This is a genomic window from Bacteroides celer, assembly GCF_002632415.2.
Taxonomy (GTDB): Bacteria; Bacteroidota; Bacteroidia; order Bacteroidales; family Bacteroidaceae; genus Bacteroides.
The window spans coordinates 2,613,816-2,638,985 of record NZ_CP178209.1 but is presented as its reverse complement, the minus strand read 5'-3'; the positions used below and the strand labels follow the sequence as shown (position 1 = coordinate 2,638,985).

At 43.6% G+C, this 25,170-nt stretch carries 21 protein-coding genes and 1 pseudogene; 16 read left to right on the top strand and 6 right to left on the bottom strand.

Annotated features, from left to right (window positions below):
• Nucleotides 1-118: 118 nt before the first annotated feature.
• Nucleotides 119-1,504 carry a GDSL-type esterase/lipase family protein gene (locus CJF29_RS10605; RefSeq protein ID WP_099145806.1) on the bottom strand — a complete coding sequence of 462 codons (1,386 nt, stop codon included), beginning with the start codon at nt 1,502-1,504 and terminating at the stop codon, nt 119-121.
• A 91-nt stretch (nt 1,505-1,595) separates the two neighbouring features.
• Here CJF29_RS10605 and CJF29_RS10600 point away from each other — a divergent pair, with 91 nt between their 5' ends.
• The 3 genes from CJF29_RS10600 to mtgA all read left to right on the top strand — a co-directional run bounded on the left by CJF29_RS10600 (nt 1,596) and on the right by mtgA (nt 4,550).
• Nucleotides 1,596-2,948 (top strand): MATE family efflux transporter, encoded by a 1,353-nt coding sequence (locus CJF29_RS10600; protein ID WP_099145807.1) that lies wholly within the window; start codon nt 1,596-1,598, stop codon nt 2,946-2,948.
• A 164-nt stretch (nt 2,949-3,112) separates the two neighbouring features.
• On the top strand, nt 3,113-3,829 hold the full coding sequence (locus CJF29_RS10595) for an OmpA family protein (RefSeq protein ID WP_004300348.1): 717 nt from the start codon (nt 3,113-3,115) through the stop codon (nt 3,827-3,829).
• A complete protein-coding gene (gene mtgA, locus CJF29_RS10590) occupies nt 3,807-4,550 on the top strand; it encodes a monofunctional biosynthetic peptidoglycan transglycosylase (protein WP_004306355.1) in 744 nt (247 codons plus the stop codon). The genes CJF29_RS10595 and mtgA overlap by 23 nt, the downstream gene beginning before the upstream one ends.
• Nucleotides 4,551-4,641: 91 nt before the next feature.
• On the opposite strand, the pseudogene CJF29_RS10585 reads toward mtgA, so the two are convergent.
• Nucleotides 4,642-5,145, bottom strand: a pseudogene (locus CJF29_RS10585) (RNA polymerase sigma factor).
• A gap of 240 nt (nt 5,146-5,385) precedes the next feature.
• On the opposite strand from CJF29_RS10585, the gene CJF29_RS10580 reads away from it, so the two are divergent.
• The 3 genes from CJF29_RS10580 to CJF29_RS10570 all read left to right on the top strand — a co-directional run bounded on the left by CJF29_RS10580 (nt 5,386) and on the right by CJF29_RS10570 (nt 7,577).
• A complete protein-coding gene (locus CJF29_RS10580) occupies nt 5,386-5,946 on the top strand; it encodes a LemA family protein (RefSeq protein ID WP_099145808.1) in 561 nt (186 codons plus the stop codon).
• A 45-nt stretch (nt 5,947-5,991) separates the two neighbouring features.
• Nucleotides 5,992-6,954, top strand: coding sequence for a M48 family metallopeptidase (locus tag CJF29_RS10575; protein WP_074557146.1), 963 nt, complete (start codon nt 5,992-5,994; stop codon nt 6,952-6,954).
• Nucleotides 6,955-7,079: 125 nt separating this feature from the next.
• On the top strand, nt 7,080-7,577 hold the full coding sequence (locus tag CJF29_RS10570) for a DUF4251 domain-containing protein (protein ID WP_074557144.1): 498 nt from the start codon (nt 7,080-7,082) through the stop codon (nt 7,575-7,577).
• Nucleotides 7,578-7,585: 8 nt separating this feature from the next.
• On the opposite strand, the gene CJF29_RS10565 is transcribed toward CJF29_RS10570, so the two are convergent.
• Nucleotides 7,586-8,209, bottom strand: a complete 624-nt coding sequence (locus tag CJF29_RS10565; protein ID WP_074557143.1) for a trimeric intracellular cation channel family protein — start codon at nt 8,207-8,209, stop codon at nt 7,586-7,588.
• Nucleotides 8,210-8,301: 92 nt separating this feature from the next.
• Here CJF29_RS10565 and wecB point away from each other — a divergent pair, with 92 nt between their 5' ends.
• From wecB to CJF29_RS10545, 4 genes are all read left to right on the top strand, one after another.
• A complete protein-coding gene (gene wecB / locus CJF29_RS10560) occupies nt 8,302-9,390 on the top strand; it encodes a non-hydrolyzing UDP-N-acetylglucosamine 2-epimerase (protein ID WP_074557142.1) in 1,089 nt (362 codons plus the stop codon).
• Nucleotides 9,391-9,707: 317 nt separating this feature from the next.
• The gene (locus CJF29_RS10555; protein ID WP_074557271.1) at nt 9,708-12,284 is read left to right on the top strand and encodes a DUF5686 and carboxypeptidase-like regulatory domain-containing protein; all 2,577 of its coding nucleotides are present in this window, start codon (nt 9,708-9,710) and stop codon (nt 12,282-12,284) included.
• A gap of 6 nt (nt 12,285-12,290) precedes the next feature.
• Nucleotides 12,291-13,562 (top strand): replication-associated recombination protein A, encoded by a 1,272-nt coding sequence (locus tag CJF29_RS10550; protein ID WP_099145809.1) that lies wholly within the window; start codon nt 12,291-12,293, stop codon nt 13,560-13,562.
• 97 nt (nt 13,563-13,659) lie between these two features.
• Nucleotides 13,660-14,616 (top strand): D-2-hydroxyacid dehydrogenase, encoded by a 957-nt coding sequence (locus CJF29_RS10545; RefSeq protein WP_099145810.1) that lies wholly within the window; start codon nt 13,660-13,662, stop codon nt 14,614-14,616.
• 167 nt (nt 14,617-14,783) lie between these two features.
• Here CJF29_RS10545 and cydB read toward each other — a convergent pair whose 3' ends face one another.
• The 3 genes from cydB to CJF29_RS10530 form a co-directional block, all read right to left on the bottom strand.
• A complete protein-coding gene (gene cydB, locus CJF29_RS10540; protein ID WP_004300336.1) occupies nt 14,784-15,926 on the bottom strand; it encodes a cytochrome d ubiquinol oxidase subunit II in 1,143 nt (380 codons plus the stop codon).
• 157 nt (nt 15,927-16,083) lie between these two features.
• Complete coding sequence (locus CJF29_RS10535) at nt 16,084-17,628, bottom strand: cytochrome ubiquinol oxidase subunit I (RefSeq protein WP_099145811.1); 1,545 nt, start codon at nt 17,626-17,628, stop codon at nt 16,084-16,086.
• Between the two features lie 20 nt (nt 17,629-17,648).
• Nucleotides 17,649-17,885 (bottom strand): DUF4492 domain-containing protein, encoded by a 237-nt coding sequence (locus CJF29_RS10530; RefSeq protein ID WP_004300334.1) that lies wholly within the window; start codon nt 17,883-17,885, stop codon nt 17,649-17,651.
• A gap of 218 nt (nt 17,886-18,103) precedes the next feature.
• Between CJF29_RS10530 and CJF29_RS10525 the strand changes: the two genes are divergently transcribed.
• The 6 genes from CJF29_RS10525 (at nt 18,104) to CJF29_RS10500 (ending at nt 24,840) form a co-directional block, all read left to right on the top strand.
• Nucleotides 18,104-19,501 (top strand): TolC family protein, encoded by a 1,398-nt coding sequence (locus tag CJF29_RS10525; protein ID WP_176553089.1) that lies wholly within the window; start codon nt 18,104-18,106, stop codon nt 19,499-19,501.
• A 19-nt stretch (nt 19,502-19,520) separates the two neighbouring features.
• The gene (locus tag CJF29_RS10520) at nt 19,521-20,738 is read left to right on the top strand and encodes an efflux RND transporter periplasmic adaptor subunit (protein ID WP_099145812.1); all 1,218 of its coding nucleotides are present in this window, start codon (nt 19,521-19,523) and stop codon (nt 20,736-20,738) included.
• Nucleotides 20,739-20,905: 167 nt separating this feature from the next.
• Nucleotides 20,906-21,649, top strand: coding sequence for an ABC transporter ATP-binding protein (locus CJF29_RS10515; protein ID WP_004300330.1), 744 nt, complete (start codon nt 20,906-20,908; stop codon nt 21,647-21,649).
• Between the two features lie 119 nt (nt 21,650-21,768).
• Nucleotides 21,769-22,989 (top strand): ABC transporter permease, encoded by a 1,221-nt coding sequence (locus tag CJF29_RS10510; protein ID WP_099145813.1) that lies wholly within the window; start codon nt 21,769-21,771, stop codon nt 22,987-22,989.
• 48 nt (nt 22,990-23,037) lie between these two features.
• The gene (locus CJF29_RS10505) at nt 23,038-24,099 is read left to right on the top strand and encodes a sensor histidine kinase (RefSeq protein WP_099145814.1); all 1,062 of its coding nucleotides are present in this window, start codon (nt 23,038-23,040) and stop codon (nt 24,097-24,099) included.
• Between the two features lie 42 nt (nt 24,100-24,141).
• Nucleotides 24,142-24,840: a LytR/AlgR family response regulator transcription factor gene (locus CJF29_RS10500; RefSeq protein WP_099145815.1), complete on the top strand. Its 699-nt coding sequence runs from the start codon at nt 24,142-24,144 to the stop codon at nt 24,838-24,840.
• Nucleotides 24,841-25,170: the final 330 nt, after the last annotated feature.

The following is a 25,170-nucleotide window of genomic DNA, read 5'->3' as shown; positions in this document are numbered from 1 at the left end:
ACTTTTTTAGCATATTATAAGAAGATTATTTGTGATTAAACTAAAAAATTTCCGGTTAAAACTTTCTCTAAAAGAGATTATTTCAACCGGAAATTTTACAATCGTCAAGTTCCTTATTTTACTTTTTCAAGGACTGATAAACAGCTTTTGCCATCACTTTAGCCCCTTCTTCATTCGGATGGATCTTATCCGGAAACAATTGGGGCATTCCGTCCATTGCTGCGTGAAGATCGATGACAGACAAGTTATTTTTCTTGGCAACCTTCTTTATCATCGGAATGATTTGTTTAGAGATGATGTCATCGTTGATATTATCACCGGTCTGATAGGCTTTAGAAGGATAACAAAGATAAATCTTCGGTTGAGCTGGCAACGCTTTGAAAGCATCGACCATCGTTTGCAGATCTTTCGTGAAGTCGGCCTTATATTTCCAGTTGAATGATTTACTGTCATTCGTACCCAACTTGATAACAACGATATTAGGATTGAAAGCCAGCGCATCCTGATAAGCCTTTTCATTCATATAAGGATGATCGCCCTTGTTCAGCAGAGTGCGGGCACTGACTCCGAAATTCTTTACCCAATAAGCCTCTCCCAACATACGGCTCAACACGGCCGGATAACTGTCACGATCACGATTCTTGATACGTGCTCCATACGTAATACTATTTCCAATGCAAGCTACACGGATAGCATCTTTATGAGGTACTTTGAAACTACGGAGCCAAGACGTCAGTTCGTCCAACATTTCATTCTTATAGAGGAAACCCTCGCGAATTCCCCATCCATGTCCACCGGAAGGATAAATATGAAGCACTGAAGGAACATTGTTCTTGTTCAGCGCCAAATAATAATTAACTCCGTTAGCAGGCGGAACGACTTTATCATCATCACTATATACGATAAAAGCACGCGGTGTATCTTTCGTCACTTGCTTTTCATTAGAATATTCAAGTTCCAATTCAGCAGAAGCATCTTTTCCCAAAAGGTTGTCGTGAGAGCCCCTATGGGTATAAGATTTATCCATCGTAATCACAGGATAAAAAAGAATCTGAAAGTTCGGACGAAGTTCGGGCTTAGCATGAGTGGCAATGGTAGAAGCCAGATGTCCACCGGCAGAAGAGCCCATGATACCAATGTCATTCGGGTTCAAATTCCAGACATTGGCACTGTCACGCACCAATTTCATTGCTGCTTCAGCATCCGAAATGGGTAATGTACGATCACCATTCGGCATCCGGTATTTTAGCACAATCAATGCAATACCTTGTTTATTGAAATAGGGCGCCCAATCACAGCCTTCGTGTTCGAATGCCAAATGTGAATATCCACCTCCCGGACACGCAACCACAGCACGTCCTGTAGCCAGTTCCGGCGCAGGAAGAAATACGCGAAGTGAAGGTTGTTCAATATCAAAAGGGTTCGGAGCATTTTGCGCTACCACTCGTGAACCAGCAAAAAAGAGAAGCAGCAAGATAAAAATAGTAGAAAATTTCTGTTTCATAGTATCTATGTACTTTGATTAATGAATAATTAGATGCGCGAAGATAGTAATTTTGCGTATCTTTGCACCCCATTTTGATTAGAAAAATTATATGCAAGGAATAAAGAATCTGACACAAGGCCCTATCAACCGTCAACTGTTTAATCTGGCAATGCCGATCATGGCAACGTCGTTTATCCAAATGGCATATAGCCTCACAGATATGGCGTGGGTAGGACGACTGGGAAGTGAAGCCGTAGCCGCCATCGGTTCTGTCGGAATCCTGACCTGGATGTCCGGTTCTATCTCCTTATTAAATAAGGTGGGATCTGAAGTGAGTGTCGGACAATCCATCGGTGCGCAAAGCCAGGAAGATGCCCGCAGTTTCGCATCTCATAACATCACGATTGCTTTGATTATTTCCATCTGTTGGGGCACACTCCTTTTTATATTTGCAGAACCTATCATACGCATCTATGAACTCGAGGATCATATTACGGCCAATGCCATCCAATACCTGCGGATTATTTCTACCGGATTGCCTTTTATTTTCCTTTCCGCTGCCTTCACCGGAATTTATAATGCGGCAGGGCGCAGTAAAGTCCCGTTCTTTATCAGCGGCACAGGATTGATACTGAACATCATTCTGGACCCGCTCTTCATTTTCGGTTTCGGGCTGGGAACCAATGGTGCGGCATACGCTACCTGGATTGCGGAAGCAAGCGTTTTCCTGATTTTCGTCTATCAGTTGCGTTGCCGGGATGCCCTGCTTGGCGGTTTCCCTTTCTTCACGCAGCTAAAGAAAAAATATACACGGAGAATCTTTAAACTGGGATTGCCCGTGGCTACTTTGAATACGCTATTTGCTTTCGTCAATATGTTCCTTTGCCGCACCGCCTCGGAACAGGGAGGACACATCGGACTGATGACTTTCACCACCGGAGGGCAAATTGAAGCAATCACCTGGAATACCTCACAGGGATTCTCCACCGCACTAAGTGCCTTCATCGCCCAAAACTACGCTGCCGGACGAGTGGAACGGGTACTTAGAGCCTGGTATACGACTTTATGGATGACGGGAATCTTCGGAACATTCTGTACATTGCTATTCGTGTTCTTCGGGAATGAAGTTTTTGCCATATTCGTCCCCGAACAGGCGGCCTACGAAGCCGGAGGTGTATTCCTTCGTATCGACGGATATTCCCAGCTCTTTATGATGCTCGAAATCACCATGCAGGGAGTTTTCTACGGCATCGGCCGCACAATACCCCCTGCCATTATCAGCATCAGTTGCAACTATATGCGTATTCCGCTTGCTATCCTGTTTGTACGGATGGGTATGGGAGTGGAAGGAATCTGGTGGGCAGTCTGCGTCACCACCGTTGCCAAAGGTTTAATTCTTTTGAGTTGGTTCATTATTATCAAAAAGAAGTGCTTAAGTATTCCTTCAACGATAAAAGGATAATGTTCGTTTTCCTTTATTAACAAACAAAGGGATTCATCCGAGTTATTTTAACTTAAAAAGTACATGTTTGCCAAATAATATGTATCTTTGCATTGTTATTTATAATACGAAGCGATTCGTATAAAAACATTATTTATAAACCAATTAAAAAAAACATCAACATTATGAACAAGATGAAATTTATGGTTCTCTTCATGAGTATTGCCATGATATTTGGTAGCTGTGGAAGTATGAACAACACTGGTAAAGGTGCTGCTATCGGTGGTGGTTCGGGTGCTGCACTGGGTGCAATCCTGGGAGGTGTTATCGGTAAAGGTAAAGGTGCCGCTATTGGTGCTGCTATCGGTACGGCAGTAGGTGCAGGTACGGGTGCTCTTATCGGTAAGAAGATGGACAAAGCAGCAGCAGAAGCAAAACAAATTGAAGGCGCACAAGTAGAACAGATAACAGACAACAACGGATTGCAAGCCGTGAAAGTAACATTCGACTCGGGTATTCTTTTCACTACCGGTAATGCAAATCTAAGTGCTGCTGCTAAATCTGCTTTAAGCAAGTTTGCCAACAATGTGCTCAATCAGAACCGGGATATGGACGTGTCTATCTACGGATACACTGACAACCAGGGCTGGAAAAACAGCACTGCCGCACAAAGCCAGCAGAAAAATCTGAACTTGTCACAAGAACGTGCACAGAGCGTGTCTAGTTATTTGTTGAGTTGTGGTGTTTCCACCAATCAGATCAAAGGTGTACAGGGAATGGGTGAAAGCGATCCCGTTGCAAGCAATGACACTGCTGCCGGTCGCGAACAAAACCGTCGTGTAGAAGTATACATGTACGCAAGTGAACAAATGATTAAAGATGCACAAGCAGCTGCTAATTAAAAAAATTCTGCGCTATACGCGCAACCTGCTGATTTTCTTCTTTGCATCCACTCTGTTGGCAGTGATTGTGTATCGGTTTATGCCGGTTTATGTCACTCCGTTGATGGTTATCCGAAGCGTTCAGCAGATTTTTTCAGGAGATAAACCCACGTGGAAGCACACGTGGGTTTCTTTTGATAAGATATCTCCCAACCTGCCGATGGCGGTCATAGCCTCCGAAGACAACCGTTTTGCCGAACACAACGGATTCGATCTTGTAGAAATCAAGAAAGCGATGAAAGAGAACGAAACACGCAAACGGAAACGCGGAGCAAGCACCATTAGTCAGCAGACAGCCAAGAATGTGTTCTTATGGCCGCAATCTTCGTGGGTACGCAAGGGACTCGAAGTCTACTTTACGTTTCTCATCGAACTGTTCTGGTCGAAAGAACGAATCATGGAAGTCTATCTCAACTCTATAGAAATGGGAAATGGCATCTACGGTGCGCAAGCTACCGCAAAGGTCAAATTCGGAACAACAGCTGCCCAGTTGACCCGGGGACAATGCGCACTTATCGCCGCTACTCTGCCCAATCCGATACGGTTTAACTCGGCGAAACCTTCGTCATACATATTAAAACGACAAAATCAGATATTACGGCTGATGAATCTGGTTCCTAAATTTCCATCTGAAGAAAAAGCCGTAGAAAAGAAAAAAAGCAAAAACAAGAAAGGCAAGTGATAATTGAATCATAAATAAAAAGAAAGGAGCAACGAGGATCTATCCCCTTGCTCCTTTTGCTTATAAGCTTGTTTGTATGCGTTATCCTCATTTATACAAAATCTTTCAACTCTTGTTGTAAACGTTGACGGGTGAAGAATATACGGCTTTTCACTGTACCTAATGGTAATCCTAATTTTTCTGCAATCTCACGGTATTTGAAACCTGATACATGCATGGAGAAAGGAATCTTATACTCCCGGGGGAGTGCGTTGACGATGCGATGCATCTCTTTCAGGTCATAAGCACCTTCGGTACTTTCAAATCCTGAATCTTGTGGCAGATTTAAGTGATAATAATTATCAGTGGTATCAACAAAGGTCTGATCGCGTACTATTTTGCGGTAGTTATTAATAAAGATGTTACGCATGATTGTGTACATTCATCCTTTGAAATTTGTGTCCGGAACATATTTCTCTTCATTGTCTAATGCTTTTAAAGATGTTTCCTGCAATAAATCATTTGCTTCTTCACGGTTGGCCGTTAATTTATAAGCGAAACGAAGCAACTCCTCCTGTACTCCAATTAAATCTTTTCTGAAACTTAAACTTTTCATACTTTAATGGTTTTATGGTTAATATTCGTTTTTTCTCGACATTTGCAAGTTTAAAGGTATTTTGTGTATCCAACAGGGGATAATTCGTCATTTTTTAGGGGGTTATTCTATCAAATGATAGATTTTAGGTGCTTTCTGATAGTTTTTAGGTGGTATTTAGTAAATATATTCTCTATCTCTTGGTTAAAAGAACCAAATAGATTACTTTTGATTTTATATTACTAAATAAAACAAAAGGCTATGACCATACTTATTATTGTAGGAATTATTGTATTGCTGGGCATTATTTTCGCCTCCATGTACAACCCATTAGTGAAATTGAGAAACAATCGTGAAAACGCATTTGCCGACATCGATGTGCAGTTGAAACAACGTCATGATCTCATTCCACAACTGGTAGACACAGTGAAAGGATATGCCGCACATGAGAAAGAAACGCTCGACCGGGTGATTCAGGCACGTAACGGTGCAGTCAGTGCAAAAACGATTGACGATAAGATAGCTGCCGAAAACCAATTAAGCTCCGCTCTTGCCGGATTGAAGATTACCCTCGAAGCTTACCCCGATCTGAAAGCTAATCAGAATTTCCTGCAATTACAGGAAGAAATTTCTGACGTAGAAAATAAACTGGCTGCTGTCCGCCGCTACTTCAACTCGGCCACTAAAGAATACAATAATGCCGTGCAGACATTCCCGTCGAATATAATAGCAGGAATGACCGGATTCCAAAGAGAAATAATGTTCGACTTGGGAAAAAACGAACGTGCGAATCTGGAGCAGGCACCTAAAATTAGTTTCTAAAACCTTTATTTACACCGTCCATCCAATTACAAAAGTCGAACACGCATGCAATACGTCGGAATCCAAACACAGCAGAGCCGGAATAATCTGCGCTCTGCGTTTCTGCTATTCCTGTTTCCTTGTCTCGTAGCGGCACTCCTCTATTTATCCTGTTACCTGTTGGTTCTTTTTGGATACGGAAAGAGTATGGAAATAGAAATAATGCCAATGGTCAATCATTTCTTCTTCTCTTCGTTGCCATATACCATGGGGATCGTATTAATTTGGTTTCTGATTGCCTATTGGGCTAACACAAGTATTATCAATTCCGCCACCGGTTCCAAGCCGTTGAACCGTCGGGAGAATAAACGAGTTTATAATCTGGTGGAAAACCTTTGTATGTCTCAAGGCATGAAAATGCCGAAAATCAATATCATCTATGACAGTTCCCTGAATGCATTTGCCAGCGGTATCAACGAACGCACATACACCGTTACCCTATCGGAAGGTATCATCCGGAAACTAAATGATGAAGAACTGGAAGCGGTAATTGCGCACGAGCTAAGTCACATCCGTAACCGTGACGTGCGCCTGCTGATTATTTCCATCGTCTTTGTCGGGATCTTTTCCATGCTGACAGAAATCACATTTTATGCCATCACGCACATACGCGTGCGTAGTAACAATAAAGGTAGCGGCGGCGTGTTCCTCTTTATTCTTATCGCTTTAGTGATAGCCGCCATCGGCTATCTCTTCGCAAGCCTGATGCGCTTTGCCATTTCACGCAAACGCGAATACATGGCAGATGCAGGTTCGGCAGAAATGACGAAAAACCCATTAGCACTGGCCAACGCTCTCCGCAAAATATCGGCAGACCCTGCCATCGAGGCAGTAGAAAGGAAAGACGTGGCACAATTATTTATTCAGAATCCCAAAAAGAATTCTAAAAGTATATTCAGCGGACTTAGCGGGTTGTTCGCCACTCATCCTCCTATCGAAAAGCGAATTGAAATACTGGAACAGTTCTAAATCGGGCTAAACTTATAAAAGACAGGGATTTCTGTTTAATTTTCATTAAAAGAAACAGAAGTATCCCTGTCTTTTTAGTATATTTGGTTGTTATACATATATACATCAACCTAAATACAACAGATATGAGAACGAAGAAACAAATCTTTATGCTGTTATTAGCCTTATTAATGGGAATCCCTACCCTTTCGGCTCAAAGTAAGAAGGAAAAGAAGGAACAGAAAAAAGAAGCGGTAAAGAAACTGATTGAATCAGAAAACTACAAGATAGATGTCAATACTGCCATGCCGATGCGCGGACGCTCCATCCCTTTGACATCTTCCTACTCACTAACAATCAGAAATGATTCTGTTATTTCTTATTTGCCTTATTATGGACGGGCTTATAGCATCCCGTATGGCGGAGGTGACGGACTGAATTTCAAAGCCATCCTTAAAGAATATAATATGGAAATGGACAAGAAAGGGAATGCCGTTATCAAATTCGTTGCACGTAATCCTGAAGACAGATATGAATTCAGAGCCAAAGTCTTCCCCAACGGTTCGGCAAGTATCGATGTCAATATGCAAAACCGTCAGTCCATTAGTTTTCAGGGAGAACTGGATATAAAGGAGGAAAAGTAATGCCGTCCTTATTCTTCCGGCTCTTCACTACCTTTTAATATAGGCAGGCAGATATGATATTTGACAGCTAAGATGCGGGTCAGGAATACCGCCAGTCCGCCAATCAACTGACAGGCGTATGATTCCAGACCTGTGGCGTCGCAAATCCAGTATGCAATACCACCTACGACGCAGGCCATTGCATAAATTTCTTTTCGGAAAATGAGAGGTATTTCATTGATAAAAACGTCACGAATCACTCCACCTGCTGCTCCCGTAATGCTACCCATGATAATCGCCACCCAGAAAGGATAGCCTAAAGCAATGCTCTTGCCTACACCTACCACGGTAAACAATGCCAAGCCGATAGTGTCGAAAATAAAGAAAGTATTATTGAGCCGTATGAGCGAACGTCCGAAACAGATCACCCACAGCAAAGCCAGTCCCGTACAAATCAGATATATGGGATCAGTCATCCATCCCGGTGTCACATCGAGCAGGACATCACGGATGGTACCGCCACCGATAGCTGTAGCAAGTCCTACCACATAAGCACCGAACCAGTCGAAACGTTTCGCCGAAGCCAGCCGGATGCCACTAATAGCAAAGGCAAATGTGCCTATAAAATCAAGAATTTGAACGAATGTGGGCATATATTTGTTATTTTGTATGCAAAGTAACAAATAAATTCCGTAAGAAAATGTACTTTTGCTTCACGAATTAAACCGAATAAGATAGAAACAATATGAAAATAACAATTGTTGCGGGGGCACGCCCCAATTTTATGAAGATAGCTCCCATTACACGCGCTATTGAGGCCGCACGGGCGCTGGGTAAAAGTATCTCTTACCGACTGGTATATACAGGAAGGAAAGACGATACAAGTCTGGATGCTTCTCTCTTTTCGGACCTTGATATGAAAGCTCCCGATGTTTATCTGGGAGTGGAAAGCAGTAATCCAACGAGTTTGACAGCCGGAATCATGATAGCCTTCGAACAGGAACTGACGGAGAATCCGGCACACGTAGTTCTCGTGGTAGACGATCTGACTGCCACCATGAGCTGTGCCATCGTTGCTAAGAAACAAGGAATCAAGGTAGCGCATCTCGTAGCCGGAACCCGTTCTTTCGACATGAAGATGCCGAAAGAGGTCAACCGCATGATTACAGATGGAATATCCGACTATCTATTCACTGCCGGCATGGTTGCCAACCGCAACCTGAACCAGACAGGAACGGAAAGTGAAAATGTATATTATGTAGGCAACATTCTCATAGATACCGTTCGTTACAACCGGAACCGTTTGCTCAAACCGATATGGTTTTCCGTATTGGGACTGCAAGAGGGAAATTATCTCCTGCTCACCCTCAACCGTCGCGTATTGCTGAACAACAAAGGAAACCTGCGTCAGTTGCTGAAAACAATCATTGAAAAATCTGCCGGTATGCCTATCGTAGCACCGCTGCACACATACGTACGAAATGCCATCAAAGAATTAGGCATCGAAGCTCCGAACCTCCACATAATGCCGCCACAGAATTACCTGTTCTTCGGTTATCTGATAAACAAGGCAAAAGGAATCATTACGGATTCGGGCAATGTGGCCGAAGAAGCAACATTTATGGGTATTCCATGTATCACGCTCAACACGTATGCCGAACATCCCGAAACATGGCGCATGGGAACCAACGAACTTGTCGGGGAAGATCCTGCCCTGCTTGCCAAAGCAATGAACACCCTGATGCAAGGTGAATGGAAAAGAGGCGAACTTCCCGAGCGTTGGGACGGGCGTACAGCAGAACGTATCGTGCAGATATTGACTGATAAAAAATAGTACTGCTACAGGGATACATTTCATCTTCCGGCACGTTACTTTCCATTTCATGCCGGAAGACTTTATTTACCCCGTAAGGGAACTGTTGTTTCCCCGTAGAGAAACAAGAGTTTCCCCATAGGGGGAACAAAGGTTTCCCATAGAGAAACAATCACTATCTACGCGGGAAACTAATTTATCGAAAGGTGAATTGCCCCATTCCCTTTCATTGACGGACAACCAAAGCTTGTAAACAACAAAAAACGATGGGTAAAAAAAGTTATATATTCTGTTATCCTTAGAGTTATTTGTTAACTTTGCGCCCTACTACGTACGTTATGAAACAACAATATAGCAAAATACTTATACTGTTCTTACTCGTATTGGCAGCTTCAAATGCTTTTGCGCAGCAAATAAAAGGGGTAGTCACTGATTCTGTTACCCACGAGCCATTGATGTATATCTCTGTTTACTATCAGGAAAAGAGAGATATGGGTACCATCACCAATATTGACGGAGAATACAATCTTGAAGCCCGCAGAAACGGAGGAACTCTTGTGTTCTCCGCTGTAGGTTATATCAGTAAAACAGTTAAAGTCGGTTCCAACAATCAGACGGTAAACGTTAAGCTGGCTCCGGATAATGTGCTCCTGAACGAGGTTGTAGTGAAACCTCAAAAAGAAAAATACTCCCGTAAAAACAACCCGGCAGTCGAATTCATGAAGAAAGTAATCGAACACAAAAAGGCACAAGTCCTTGAAGTGAATGAATACTATCAGTACGACAAGTACGAGAAAATGAAGATGTCTATCAACGACCTCACGCCGGAAAAACTGGAAAAAGGAATCTACAAGAAATATTCATTCCTAAAAGATCAGGTGGAAGTTTCGGAAACAACCAATAAATTGATTCTCCCGATTTCCGTACAGGAGACGGCTTCGCAAACCATCTATCGCAAAAATCCCGAAAACAAAAAAACGATCATCAAAGGCAAGAACTCCAATGGTATAGAAGAATTCTTCTCCACAGGAGATATGCTCGGCACTGTACTGAAAGACGTATTTGCTGACATCAATATCTACGACGATGATATCCGGTTGCTCCAACAGCGCTTCGTGAGCCCTATCGGTAACAATGCCATCTCATTTTATAAATATTATCTGATGGACACATTGATGGTAAACAGGCGCGAATGTGTCCACCTCACGTTTGTTCCGCAAAACTCGCAGGACTTCGGATTCACCGGACATCTTTACGTATTGAACGACTCTACTTATGCCGTTCAGAAGTGTACGATGAACCTGCCTAAAAAGACAGGGGTAAACTTCGTCAACCGCATGGACATCGTGCAACAGTACGAGCAACTTCCTAACGGCAACTGGGTATTGGCGGATGATGACATGACCGTAGACCTATCCTGGAATTCCAACAAAACGGCAGGCGGATTGCAGGTGGAACGAACTACAAAATATAGTAATTATAAATTCGATCCTATCGAACAACGACTGTTCCGGTTGAAAGGCAGCGTGATAAAAGAAGCGGATATGCTTTCGAAAAGCGATGAATATTGGGCAAGTGTCCGTCAAGTACCGCTGACGAAGAAAGAAAGCTCGATGGATGTATTCGTCAACCGCCTCGAACAGATACCGGGATTCAAGTACATCATCTTCGGAGCGAAAGCACTGATTGAAAACTTTGTGGAAACAGGAAGCAAAGGCCATCCGAGCAAAGTGGATATCGGCCCTATCAACACCATGATTTCGAGCAACTACATTGATGGTACCCGTTTCCGGTTGAGCGGCATGACAACGGCTCATTTCCATAAACACTGGTTCTTGAACGGATACGGAGCTTACGGTCTGAAAGACGAACGCTGGAAATATAGCGGTACGGTGACTTATTCGTTTAATAAACGCGATTATGTAGTCTGGGAATTCCCGAAACATTATCTTTCGGCTACGTACAGTTATGACGTAATGTCTCCGATGGATAAATTCCTGTTCACGGATAAAGACAATATCTTCCTGTCGGTAAAAACAACGACAGTAGACCAAATGTCGTATATGCGTGACGCCACCATTAATTATGAACTTGAAACGCTGACAGGATTCGGAGTGAAAGCCATGCTGCGCCATCGCAACGACGAACCTACCGGCAAACTGGAATATCTGCGCAATGATGCCGCACAAACCCGTGTACATGATGTCACGACTTCGGAAGCAAGTCTGACGCTGCGTTATGCTCCGGGCGAATCATTTGTCAACTCCAAACAACGCCGCGTGCCCGTATCGCTGGATGCTCCTATCTTTACATTGACTCACGCCATGGGTTTCAAAGGAGTACTAGGCGGAGATTACAGTTTTAACCGTACGGAAGCAAGTGTGTGGAAACGTTTCTGGCTTCCCTCTTCCTGGGGAAAGATTGACTGTAGCTTAAAAGCAGGCGCAGAATGGAACACGGTTCCTTTCCCATTGTTGATCTTGCCGGAAGCTAACTTGTCCTACATCACCCAGCGCGAAACGTTCAACTTGATTAATAACATGGAATTCCTGAACGACCGTTACGCCTCCATGTCATTATCTTATGATATGAATGGAAAACTATTCAACCGTATTCCCCTTATCAAGAACTTGAAATGGAGGGAAATGTTCCGCGTACGTGCCTTGTGGGGAACATTGACGGATAAGAATAATCCGTTTAAGAGCAACAATCCCGATTTGTTCCGTTTCCCGACACGCGACGGTAAGTTCACCAGTTTCGTAATGGACCCGAAAGTGCCGTATATCGAAGGAAGTGTAGGTATCTACAACATTTTCAAGTTGCTGCACATTGAATATGTACATCGTTTCACTTACCGTGATAATCCGGGTATCAACAAAAACGGTATTCGTTTCATGGTATTAATGGTATTCTAAAAAATTATGCAACCTTTAGCAGAACGGTTACGGCCAAAAACTTTGGATGAATATATCGGTCAGAAACATTTAGTTGGACCGGGAGCCATCTTGCGGAAGATGATTGACGCAGGACGCATCTCTTCTTTTATTCTCTGGGGACCTCCCGGAGTAGGTAAAACGACTCTTGCACAGATCATTGCCAACAAACTGGAGACGCCTTTCTATACTTTGAGTGCTGTAACTTCCGGTGTGAAGGATGTGCGCGAAGTGATAGACCGTGCCAAGAGCAACCGTTTCTTTTCGCAGTCCAGTCCGATTCTGTTTATCGATGAAATCCATCGGTTCAGCAAGTCACAGCAGGATTCACTGTTAGGAGCTGTAGAGAACGGAACAGTCACGCTGATTGGTGCAACAACGGAAAACCCGTCGTTCGAGGTCATCCGCCCTCTCCTGTCCCGTTGCCAGCTTTATGTACTCAAATCTTTGGAAAAAGAAGATTTGCTGGAACTTCTGCAACGCGCCATCACTACGGATACCGTGCTGAAGGAACTAAAAATTGAATTGAAAGAAACAACAGCCATGCTGCGCTTCTCCGGTGGAGATGCCCGCAAACTGCTTAATATATTGGAACTTGTTGTACAATCGGAGACGGAGGAAATAGTTGTCATCACCGATGAAATGGTGACCGAACGCTTGCAACAGAATCCACTGGCTTATGACAAAGATGGAGAGATGCATTATGACATTATCTCGGCTTTCATCAAGTCTATCCGCGGCAGCGATCCTGACGGAGCGATCTACTGGCTTGCCCGTATGGTAGAAGGAGGCGAAGATCCTGCTTTCATTGCCCGCCGGCTTGTGATCTCTGCTTCCGAGGACATTGGTTTGGCAAACCCGAATGCATTGCTTCTCGCTAATGCGTGCTTTGATACATTGATGAAAATCGGTTGGCCCGAAGGACGGATTCCTTTGGCTGAAACAACGATTTATCTGGCTACCAGCCCTAAAAGCAACTCGGCATACAGTGCAATTAACGATGCATTAGAGTTAGTCCGGTCAACCGGTAATCTGCCTGTCCCCTTGCATCTGCGCAATGCTCCGACCAAACTGATGAAACAGTTGGGATACGGACAGGAATATAAATATGCACACAGCTATGAAGGTAACTTTGTCAAACAGCAATTTCTTCCGGACGAATTGAAAGACAAACGGATATGGCAACCGCAAAACAATCCGGCAGAGCAGAAACATGCCGAGCGAATGATACAGTTGTGGGGAGACAAATTTAAGAAATAAGTGTTCGTAAAATAAGTCACTCCCTTCTGTAAGAAAAGCTAAAAGCAAAATAAAGCAGTAGGAAACATTATAACATATTAATAATATTGAAATTGAAATGAAGATTGTAGTTTTAGACGGCTATGCCGCCAATCCCGGAGATTTATCCTGGGAGGGTATGAAGGTGCTTGGAGAATGTACAATTTATGACCGTACAGCTCCGGAAGAGGTATTAGAACGTGCAGCCGGTGCAGAAGCAATTCTGACTAACAAGGTAATCATCAATGCAGACCACATGGCTGCACTGCCCGAACTGAAATATATCGGTGTGTTGGCTACCGGATACAATGTGGTAGACACAGCTGCTGCAAAAGAACGGGGAATCGTCGTTACTAATATTCCTTCATACAGCACCGCTTCCGTTGCTCAAATGGTATTTGCGCATATCCTGAACATCACTCAACAAGTGCAACACCACTCTGAAGAAGTGCATAAAGGTCGTTGGACCAACAACAAGGATTTCTGTTTTTGGGACACTCCGTTGATGGAACTGCGGGAAAAGAAAATCGGTCTGGTAGGACTGGGAAATACCGGATATACTACAGCGCGTGTTGCGATCGGTTTCGGTATGCAAGTGTATGCATTGACTTCTAAATCGCACTTCCAGTTACCACCGGAAATCAAGAAGATGGATTTAGATCAGTTGTTCAGCGAATGTGATATTATCAGTTTGCACTGCCCGCTTACTCCGGAGACACGCGAAATGGTAAATGCACGCCGTCTCGCCATGATGAAGCCGACAGCTATCTTAATCAACACCGGTCGCGGCCCGCTTATCAACGAACAAGACCTTGCAGACGCTTTGAACAGTGGCAAAATTTATGCAGCCGGAGTAGACGTGCTTTCTACTGAACCGCCTTGTGCCGACAATCCATTACTAACTGCAAAGAACTGCTACATCACTCCGCACATTGCCTGGGCAACCATCGAGGCTCGTGAACGTCTGATGAATATTGCAATCAGTAACCTTCAGGCTTATATCGCCGGAAAGCCGGAGAATATAGTCAACAAATAAAAAGCGATCTATTTGAAAAGATAGAAAAGGCTTATACATAAAAAAACTCCCCTCATTTAACTTCTCTACCATGACATAGAGAATTAAATAAGGGGAGTTTATTTGCTCCTGCAAGAATCTCAATGTTGAAATTCTATACAGACAACATATATGAGTCGAACAAAGTATTAATATGAGTGTCCTCCTTCATCCATTTCCTTCTCGGTAATTTTGTGACGATCGATACTACGCCAAGCATAGAAAATATATGCAATTACGAACGGAACAAGAATAGAGACATAGGCCATTGTCTTTAGCGTAAATTCGCTGGAACAGCTATTGGCTAAAGTTAATGAGCTTTGCAAGTCTGTATATGACGGATAATAAGCAGTATTGTTGTACCCTGCTACCAGCAATAAAGATAAAACAGTCAGTACCGTACCGATTCCCGTAAACCAGATTCCTTTGTCAAACGTCTTTTTAAGCAATGTCTTTCCAATGCCGAAAAGAACCAGTACCACACCAATCAGGAATAAAGCTAGCACTACCGGCATTTCGATAAAGTTAGTGAGATACTTATATGGTTGCATATAAATTTCCTGTGTATCCGGATTAACGGCAAAACCATCAGATACCAATGTACGAATGACAAATGCCAAAAAGAATACAAGGAACAAAACTGTATTATTGCGTACTGCACGACGACATTTATCGGTCAACTCTTTATCATCAATATTATTAATGAAGTAGAGCGATCCCAACACACGCGCAAGGAAGAAGACAGCCAATCCAAGAATTACATTCCAAATGTTGGTCAACGCATCCAATCCGTGCCAGCCATTTCCCCAATGACTGATTACCGGCATAATGGTATCCGTCATATTAGCCTTATTAATATAGAAATCAGAACCGGTAAAGAATGTAGCCACTGCCCCACCAAGTAACACAGGACCTACCACTCCATTAATCACCAAAAAAGTCCGGTATGTCTTTTTACCTAACAGATTTCCGGCCTTACTCTGAAACTCATAACTGACAGCCTGCAATACAAAACTGAAAAGTATAATCATCCAAAGCCAATATGCACCACCGAAACTGGTACTGTAAAACAACGGGAAAGAAGCAAAGAAAGCTCCCCCAAACGTAACCAATGTAGTAAACGTAAACTCCCACTTACGTCCGGTAGAATTCACCATCATCTTACGATGTTCTTCGGTTTTACCCAGACAGAACAACAATGAATTACCTCCTTGTACAAACAATAAGAACACGAGTATGGCCCCTAACAAGGAAACGACAAGCCACCAATATTGTTGCAAAAATATATACATATAGCTAAAATATTAAGTAATAAGAAATAAGTATTAAGTGATAAGTATTAAGTATTAAGCTTCGCCGTTGAAGGCTCATCACAAGTACCAAGTATTAACAAAGCCCAAAAGGCATATCTGAAGCCACGCTTCATACTTAATACTTGATACTTAATACTTAAAACGGTCCTTTTTTGATAGCCTTTACCATAATTCCAACACCTGCAATCAGCATCACTGTAAACAGGAGCAGGAAGATAAAGAAAGTCGTTTGTACAGAGCTTACATCCAGCTTGGAGATGGCAGCCATTGTCGGCAGCATATCGCGGATCGCCCACGGTTGACGGCCACATTCGGCAACCACCCATCCGGCTTGTCCGGCGATGTATCCCAAAGGAATCGTCAGCAGAGCAATCCAGTGCATCCAACGCATCTGGCTTAAATCTTTCTTATAGATAAAGAAGAGAACGACAATAAAGAACAGGATGAAGTATCCGCCCAAGATTACCATTACACGGAACGCATAGAAGTTCAGAGGAACATTCGGAACCAGTTGGTTCACATCTTTGATATATCCGTAACCGAAATATGGAATATTCTCCTGCAATACTTTATATGCAATTTGAGCATCCTCCTCGTGTCCTGCACTCTTTGCAGCACGATAGGCAGCCAATGCACCGATAGCCGTTTTTCCACGTTCTATCTTCTCGGCAGCAGAAAGAGCTGTCGATCCGTCTTTCTGTTGATAACCACCCTCGATGATATTCGTAATGCCCGGAACGTAGCCGTTTACATCACGTTCTGCAAGGAAAGAAAGCATGCTGGGGATTTCAAAACGGAAGAGGAAAGGATCTTTTCCATCATTGTAAGTCTTCTTTTCCGGATTCAATACTCCTATTCCAACCAGACCTACATGGGTGCCGCCTTCATACAAACCTTCCACAGCAGCCAGTTTCATCGGTTGCGTCTGGGCAATCTGATAACCGGAACCGTCACCTGTCCAAGCAGAAAGCAATGATGCCACTAATCCGAAAATAGCACCAATCTTGATGCTGGCAAGCGCAAACTCACGATTACGTTTCTTCAGCAGATACCAACAACTGATGCCGACTACAAAAACAGCGCCCAGCACCCAGCCGGACAATACCGTATGGAAGAATTTATTGACCGCTACGGGTGACGTAGCCACTGCCCAGAAATCTACCATCTCATTACGAACCGTATCGGGATTGAATTCCATGCCTACCGGATGCTGCATCCATGCATTGGCTACGAGAATCCACCAGGCAGAAATCGTAGCTCCCAAGCCTGTCAGCCAGGTGGAAGCCAAGTGGAAACGTTTACTTACTTTTCCCCATCCAAAGAACATGACGGCGATAAATGTGGCTTCCATAAAGAATGCCAAAATTCCTTCTATAGCCAACGGAGCACCGAAGATATCCCCTACAAACCACGAATAATTGCTCCAGTTCGTACCGAACTCAAACTCCAGAATCAAACCGGTTGCCACACCAATGGCAAAGTTTATACCGAAGAGTTTCATCCAAAACTGGGCAGTCTTTTTCCAAAATTCATTGCCTGTTTTATAATACAGCGTCTCCATGATTCCCATCACCACTGCCAGTCCGAGTGTGAGAGGAACAAAAATCCAGTGGTACATGGCTGTCATCGCAAATTGGGCTCTCGACCAATCGATCAGCGAGGTGTCAATACTTTCAATCATAATCCTATGTAGTTTAAGAGTTAAAAATCAGTAGATTTACCGGGGATGGCACGTTCTATCAGTTCGTTTCCCACGTATGTTCCCTTGTCGTCATCCGTAGGATGGTCACGGAGGAAATCAGGGAAAAAGAACATTTTAAGGATGAAGAACATGACGAATAATTTCAGCAGAATGATAACCCAAAGGGTACGCCCCAAGGTCATACTACGGAAGCCCTCCAAATAGAAGTTCCAGATCGTAAGCAGTGTATTCTTCATATGTTGACGTTATAATTTGTAATGAGTACAAATATACATTTTTTATAATTAAAACAAACAACTAGTCAAAAAAGTTGTGTGATTTGTTGTGTTTTTCTTCAAAAACCTGCCTATCGACAGAAAAAAAACATTTAACGGCGAAAATCCGTCATCCGTCTATCGTTTTTGCGGCATATATAATATGTACGTACCTTCGCCAACAGTAAATCAATAGAAGTATGAATATGATAAATGTAAGAAGATTGACAGTGATGACATTTCTTGGAGCAGGTATGCTGTCCGGCATATCCGCCCAAGTTTCTCCGCTGCAAGTCGATACGCTGAAAGAAACGAAAATTCCGGCTCAATGGGATTTGCAGTCATGCATCGACTACGCAAAAGAGCAGAACATCACGATTCGCAAGAACCGGATCACTGCGGCTAGCACGCAGATTGATGTGAAGACAGCTAAGGCTGCCTTGTTTCCCAGTCTTTCGTTCTCTACCAGCCAGCAAGTGGTGAACCGTCCGTATCAGGAGACGAGTAGCCGGGTGAGTGGCAGCGAAATTATCAGTAGTAACAGCAAAACAAGCTACAATGGTAATTATGGACTGAATGCGTCGTGGACTCTATATAATGGTAACAAAAGACTGAAAACCATCCAACAGGAAAAGTTGAACAATCAGGTAGCCGAACTGGACGTAGCGACTTCCGAAAATAACATTCAGGAATCTATCGCCCAAGTGTATATCCAGATTCTTTATGCAGCCGAGTCTGTTAAAGTAAACGAAAGTACCCTGCAAGTTTCTATTGCGCAGTGCGACCGCGGACAGGAACTTCTGAACGCCGGAAGCATTGCCAAAAGCGATTTTGCCCAACTAGAAGCACAAGTGAGCACAGACCGATACCAACTTGTCACAGCGCAAGCCACTCTTGAAGATTACAAATTACAACTGAAACAACTGCTCGAACTGGATGGGGAGAATGAAATGAACATCTATCTCCCCGCCCTGTCCGACGAAAATGTACTGGCTCCATTGCCTACAAAAAAAGATGTGTACATTAGTGCATTGAGTCTTCGCCCCGAAATTGAAGCGAGCAAACTTAATGTAGAAGCTTCCGAACTGGGTATCGATATTGCCAAATCGAGTTATTTTCCCACGATCAGCCTTAGCGCCGGAATCGGCACCAACCATACCAACGGCAGTGACTTCACTTTTGGAGAGCAAGTGAAAAACGGATGGAACAATTCCATCGGATTATCTGTCAGTGTGCCGATCTTCAATAACCGTCAAACTAAAAGTGCCGTACAGAAAGCTAAACTGCAATACGAGACGAGCATGTTATCCTTGCTCGACGAACAAAAGACGCTGTACAAAACCATTGAAGGACTCTGGCTGGATGCTAACAGTGCACAGCAACGCTATGCAGCAGCAAACGAGAAGTTGAAGAGTACACAAATCAGCTATGAGTTGATTAGCGAACAGTTTAATCTGGGAATGAAGAATACCATAGAACTTCTTACTGAAAAGAATAACTTGCTGCAAGCACAGCAGGAACAGCTTCAGGCTAAATATATGGCCATACTGAATATGCAACTGCTGAAGTTCTATCAGGGAGATCAATTAGCAATCTAAATAAAAGCATAATAAACGAATGAAAACTAAAAAGATTATCTTAATCGCTGTGGCAGTCGTTGTGGTAGCAGGTGCAGGAATCTGGTTCTTTGCAGGTTCACCGGCCAAGCACAAAGTCACCTACGCCACTGCCAACGTGAGCAAAGGCGATATTTCAAATTCGGTGACTGCTACCGGAACCATCGAACCGGTGACGGAAGTAGAAGTCGGTACACAGGTTTCCGGTATCATCGACAAGATTTACGTAGATTACAACTCGGTAGTAACCAAAGGACAGTTGATTGCCGAAATGGACCGTGCCACATTGCAAAGTGAACTGGCATCACAACAGGCAACGTACGATGGTGCAAAAGCCGAATATGAATATCAGAAGAAGAATTATGAACGCAGCAAAGGCTTACATGAAAAGTCACTGATTAGTGATACGGATTTCGAACAGGCCCTCTACAACTACCAGAAAGCAAAAAGCAGCTATGACAGCAGTAAGGCATCGCTCGCAAAAGCGGAACGTAACCTGGCTTATGCTACTATCACCTCACCGATTGACGGAGTAGTCATCAGCCGTGATGTGGAAGCAGGACAAACCGTTGCTTCCGGATTCGAAACTCCGACACTGTTCACCATCGCTGCCGACCTGACACAGATGCAAGTGGTAGCCGATGTGGATGAAGCCGATATAGGCGGCGTAGTAGAAGGCCAGCGTGCCAGCTTCACGGTAGATGCTTATCCGAATGATGTATTCGAAGGTGTAGTTACACAGATTCGTCTGGGAGACGCAAGCAGCACGAGCAGCACAAGTACCACTACTACAGTGGTTACTTATGAAGTTGTAATCTCTGCTCCCAACCCTGATCTGAAACTGAAACCGCGTTTGACGGCTAATGTCACGATCTATATTATTGATAAAAAGGATGTGTTGTCCGTTCCGAACAAAGCACTGCGATTCACACCGGAAAAACCTCTAATCGGCAATAATGACATCGTAAAAGATTGCGAAGGCGAACACAAACTCTGGACTCGTGAAGGAACTACATTCACCGCTCATCCGGTAGAAATCGGAATCAGCAACGGTATATCTACAGAGATTATCAGTGGTATTTCCGAAGGAACAAAAGTTGTGACAGAAGCTACCATAGGAGCAATGCCCGGTGAAAATGTAGCCGCTGAAGGGAATCAGGAAAGTGGCGGAGAAAGAAGTCCGTTCATGCCTAGCCGTCCGGGAAGTAAGAAGAAATAATAATTATTAAAGAGGGTGCCATAATGAATAATAAAATGCAGATTAACGCGATTTATCGCAAAAATAATTGTATAAGTCGTTGATTAATATATCAATATAATTGAAATAATCTGCGATAAATTGCGTTAATCTGCGTTTTGACACACTCTCTTAACACATTATTTACGATGAAAAAAGTAATTGAAATACAAAATATCAAACGTAACTTTCAGGTAGGCGACGAAACTGTCCACGCATTGCGGGGCGTTTCGTTCAATATCAATGAAGGGGAGTTTGTCACCATCATGGGGACTTCCGGTTCGGGGAAATCCACGCTGCTTAATATATTAGGCTGTCTGGACACCCCAACCAGCGGAGAGTATCTGCTCGACGATATTCCTGTACGTACGATGAGCAAGCCTCAACGTGCGGTACTAAGAAACCGGAAGATTGGCTTCGTGTTCCAAAGCTACAACTTGTTACCTAAAACAACGGCTGTAGAAAATGTGGAACTACCGCTTATGTACAACTCTGCCGTGAGCGCTTCCGAACGCCGTCGCCGTGCCATCGAATCCTTACAGGCTGTAGGATTGGGAGACCGCCTGGAACATAAATCCAACCAGATGTCCGGTGGACAGATGCAACGCGTTGCCATCGCACGCGCATTGGTCAACAATCCGGCAGTGATTCTTGCCGACGAAGCGACCGGAAACCTCGACAGCCGTACCTCTTTCGAGATACTTGTACTATTTCAAAAGCTTCATGCAGAGGGACGTACGATTATCTTTGTCACACATAATCCCGAACTTTCGCAATATAGCAGCCGGAATATCCGTCTGCGTGACGGTCAGGTTATAGAAGATACAACCAATCCGAAAATTCTGTCTGCCGCCGAAGCGCTGGCTGCATTGCCGAAAAACGACGAGGATTAATAATTATTCAATGTGCCGATATACTAATGTGCCGATTGCTGTACAATAAACAGCTTGGGTGACTATACCTTCAGGAAATTACCCCATTAGTATATGGACAAATTAGCAAATTATTCATTATGAATGGAACTAATTTATTTAAGATAGCTCTCCGGGCATTGGCGAACAATAAGCTGCGTGCTTTTCTAACCATGCTCGGTATCATTATCGGTGTTGCTTCCGTCATCACGATGCTGGCTATCGGACAAGGTTCGAAGAAAAGCATCCAGCAGCAGATTTCCGAGATGGGATCGAACATGATTATGATTCATCCGGGAGCCGATATGCGTGGAGGTGTCCGTCAGGACCCGTCTGCCATGCAGACTTTGAAGCTTGCCGACTACGAAGCCTTGCGCGATGAGACAAGTTTCCTGTCCGCCATCAGTCCCAATGTTTCATCATCGGGGCAACTCATTGCCGGAAACAACAACTACCCGGCTTCCGTGAATGGTGTCGGAACAGAATATCTCGACATCCGCCAACTGACTGTTGAAAACGGAGAGATGTTCACAGAAGCCGACATACAAAGTTCGGCCAAAGTGTGTGTGATCGGAAAGACGATAGTAGACAATCTTTTTCCGGACGGAAGTGATCCGGTAGGTAAGATTATTCGTTTCAGCAAAATACCGCTTCGTGTGGTAGGTGTGCTCAAAGCCAAAGGCTACAACTCTATGGGACAAGACCAAGATGCAGTAGTGCTTGCACCATACACCACAGTGATGAAACGTCTGCTTGCCGTTACATATTTGCAGGGAGTGTTTGCCTCTGCCCTCACCGAAGATATGACGGATTATGCTACTGACGAAATCAGTACGATCCTCCGTCGCAACCATAAACTGAAAGCTTCGGATGACGATGATTTCACCATCCGTACCCAACAGGAATTGAGCACGATGCTCAACTCAACCACCGACCTGATGACAACCCTGCTGGCTTGTATTGCAGGCATTTCGCTGGTAGTGGGTGGTATCGGAATTATGAATATCATGTATGTATCCGTTACGGAACGCACCCGTGAAATCGGTCTGCGTATGTCCGTCGGTGCACGTGGAGTCGATATTCTAAGCCAATTCCTTATCGAGGCCATCATGATTAGTATCACGGGAGGTATCATCGGAGTAATTATCGGTTGCGGGGCCAGCTGGATTGTCAAGAGCGTAGCGCATTGGCCTATCTATATCCAGCCGTGGAGCGTATTCCTTTCCTTCGCAGTATGTACCATTACGGGCGTCTTCTTCGGATGGTATCCGGCTAAGAAAGCAGCAGATTTAGACCCGATAGAAGCCATCAGATACGAATAATTGATTGACAACCGTCGGTTGTCAATTAAAAAAATTATCTTTGTCTTTATGAAACAAACCTTTACATCCGCACGTCGTCCCCTGGAGATACTGATACACATTATCAGCTGGGGGATTATGTTCGGTTTCCCGTTCTTCTTCGTTGAACGTGGAAACGGGAACATTAACTGGATGGCCTATATACGCCATCTTGCTGTACCACTCTCTTTCATGATTGCGTTCTACGTGAATTATTTCATTCTTGTTCCCCGTTACCTGTTTCAGAGTCAGGCCAAAAGATATATCGTCTACAACATTATCTTTTTATGTGTCATCGGCATTTTGTTACATCTCTGGCAAAGCCTGACATTCGATCCGTCATTTATGCCAAAATCCAAAAGACCGGGGATGCCTCCGGGATGGTTGTTCTTCCTTAGAGATATGTTGAGCCTCGTATTTACTATCGGCCTAAGTGCCGCTATCCGTATGAGCGCGCGATGGACGCAGAATGAAGCAGCCCGCAAAGAAGCGGAACGAAACCGTGCGGAAGCGGAACTGAAAAATCTACGGAACCAACTGAACCCTCACTTTCTGCTGAATACGCTGAATAATATCTATGCACTGATTGCATTTGATTCGGACAAGGCGCAACAAGCAGTTCAGGAGTTGAGCAAACTGCTTCGTTATGTGTTATATGATAATCAACAGACATACGTTCCTCTCTGCAAAGAGGTTGATTTTATCCGGAATTACATTGAACTGATGCGCATCCGCTTGTCGGCCAATGTACAGATGATTACTAAATTCGATATTCAGCCCGACAGCCAGACGCTTATAGCCCCGCTTATCTTTATCTCATTGATAGAGAATGCTTTCAAGCATGGCATCTCCCCTACTGAATCGAGTTTCATCAGTATTCATCTTTCGGAGAATGATAAGGAGGTGATTTGCGAAATCCGCAACAGTAATCATCCAAAGACAGTGGAGGATAAAAGTGGCTCGGGTGTGGGACTGGAGCAAGTCAGCCGCCGGTTGGAGATTCTTTATCCCGGGGCTTATACTTGGTCGAAAGGCATCTCAAAGGATGAAAAAGTATACGAATCGAGATTAAGCATCAAGATCAAAGAGTAGATTTCAAAACATTGGATATAAGAACTTTAGATATAAATTAGTATGATATTACGTTGTGCAATTGTTGACGATGAGCCGTTAGCTCTTAGCTTGTTAGAGAGTTACGTGAATAAAACCCCGTTCCTGCAACTCATAGGAAAGTATTCCAGTGCGGTTCAGGCAATGAAAGAATTGCCTGGCGAAGAGGTCGATCTCCTGTTTCTGGACATCCAGATGCCGGAGCTTAATGGTTTGGAGTTTTCGAAGATGGTAGATCCGCACACCCGCATTGTGTTTACCACTGCTTTCGGACAGTATGCCATCGACGGTTATCGTGTCAATGCACTCGATTACCTGCTGAAACCGATCTCATACGTCGATTTCCTGCAAGCCGCCAACAAAGCCCTTCAATGGTTCGAACTTGTGCAGAAACCGGAAGAGATAGACAGTATCTTTGTGAAAAGTGACTACAAACTGGTGCAAGTGGACTTGAAGAAAATCATGTATATCGAAGGACTGAAAGATTATATTAAAATATATACGGAAGATGCCTCCAAACCCATTCTATCACTGATGAGTATGAAAGCAATGGAGGAACTTTTACCTTCCAGCCGTTTCATACGTGTGCACCGCTCATTCATCGTACAAAAAGATAAGATACGCGTGATCGACCGCGGCCGTATTGTTTTTGACAAGACATATATTCCTATCAGCGATAGTTACAAACAAGTTTTTCAGACTTTTCTTGACGAAAGGAGCTAATTATTCATGAATTTATCGGTAAAAAAGTGATTTTTGTCGATTATAGTTTGTCAAAACCCGTTTTATATCTACCTTTGCAAAGAACAGAAAGGGATTGTGAAATTCCAAGAATAGAATAGTTTAGTTAAGTCTAGTTTAGTTTTTGTGTTGAATGGCTTCCTCGTCGGCGGACGAACTAGGAAGCCATTTTTATATACTATAAATCAGCTATTTACATATCGTTTCCGAACTTTTTTCATCTTCATTAGTACCTATAATTGAGAGTTAAAACGTCACTTTTGACGCTATTTTCTTGTCCGATTCTTGTCCAAAAAACAGTTTTTGTTGCTG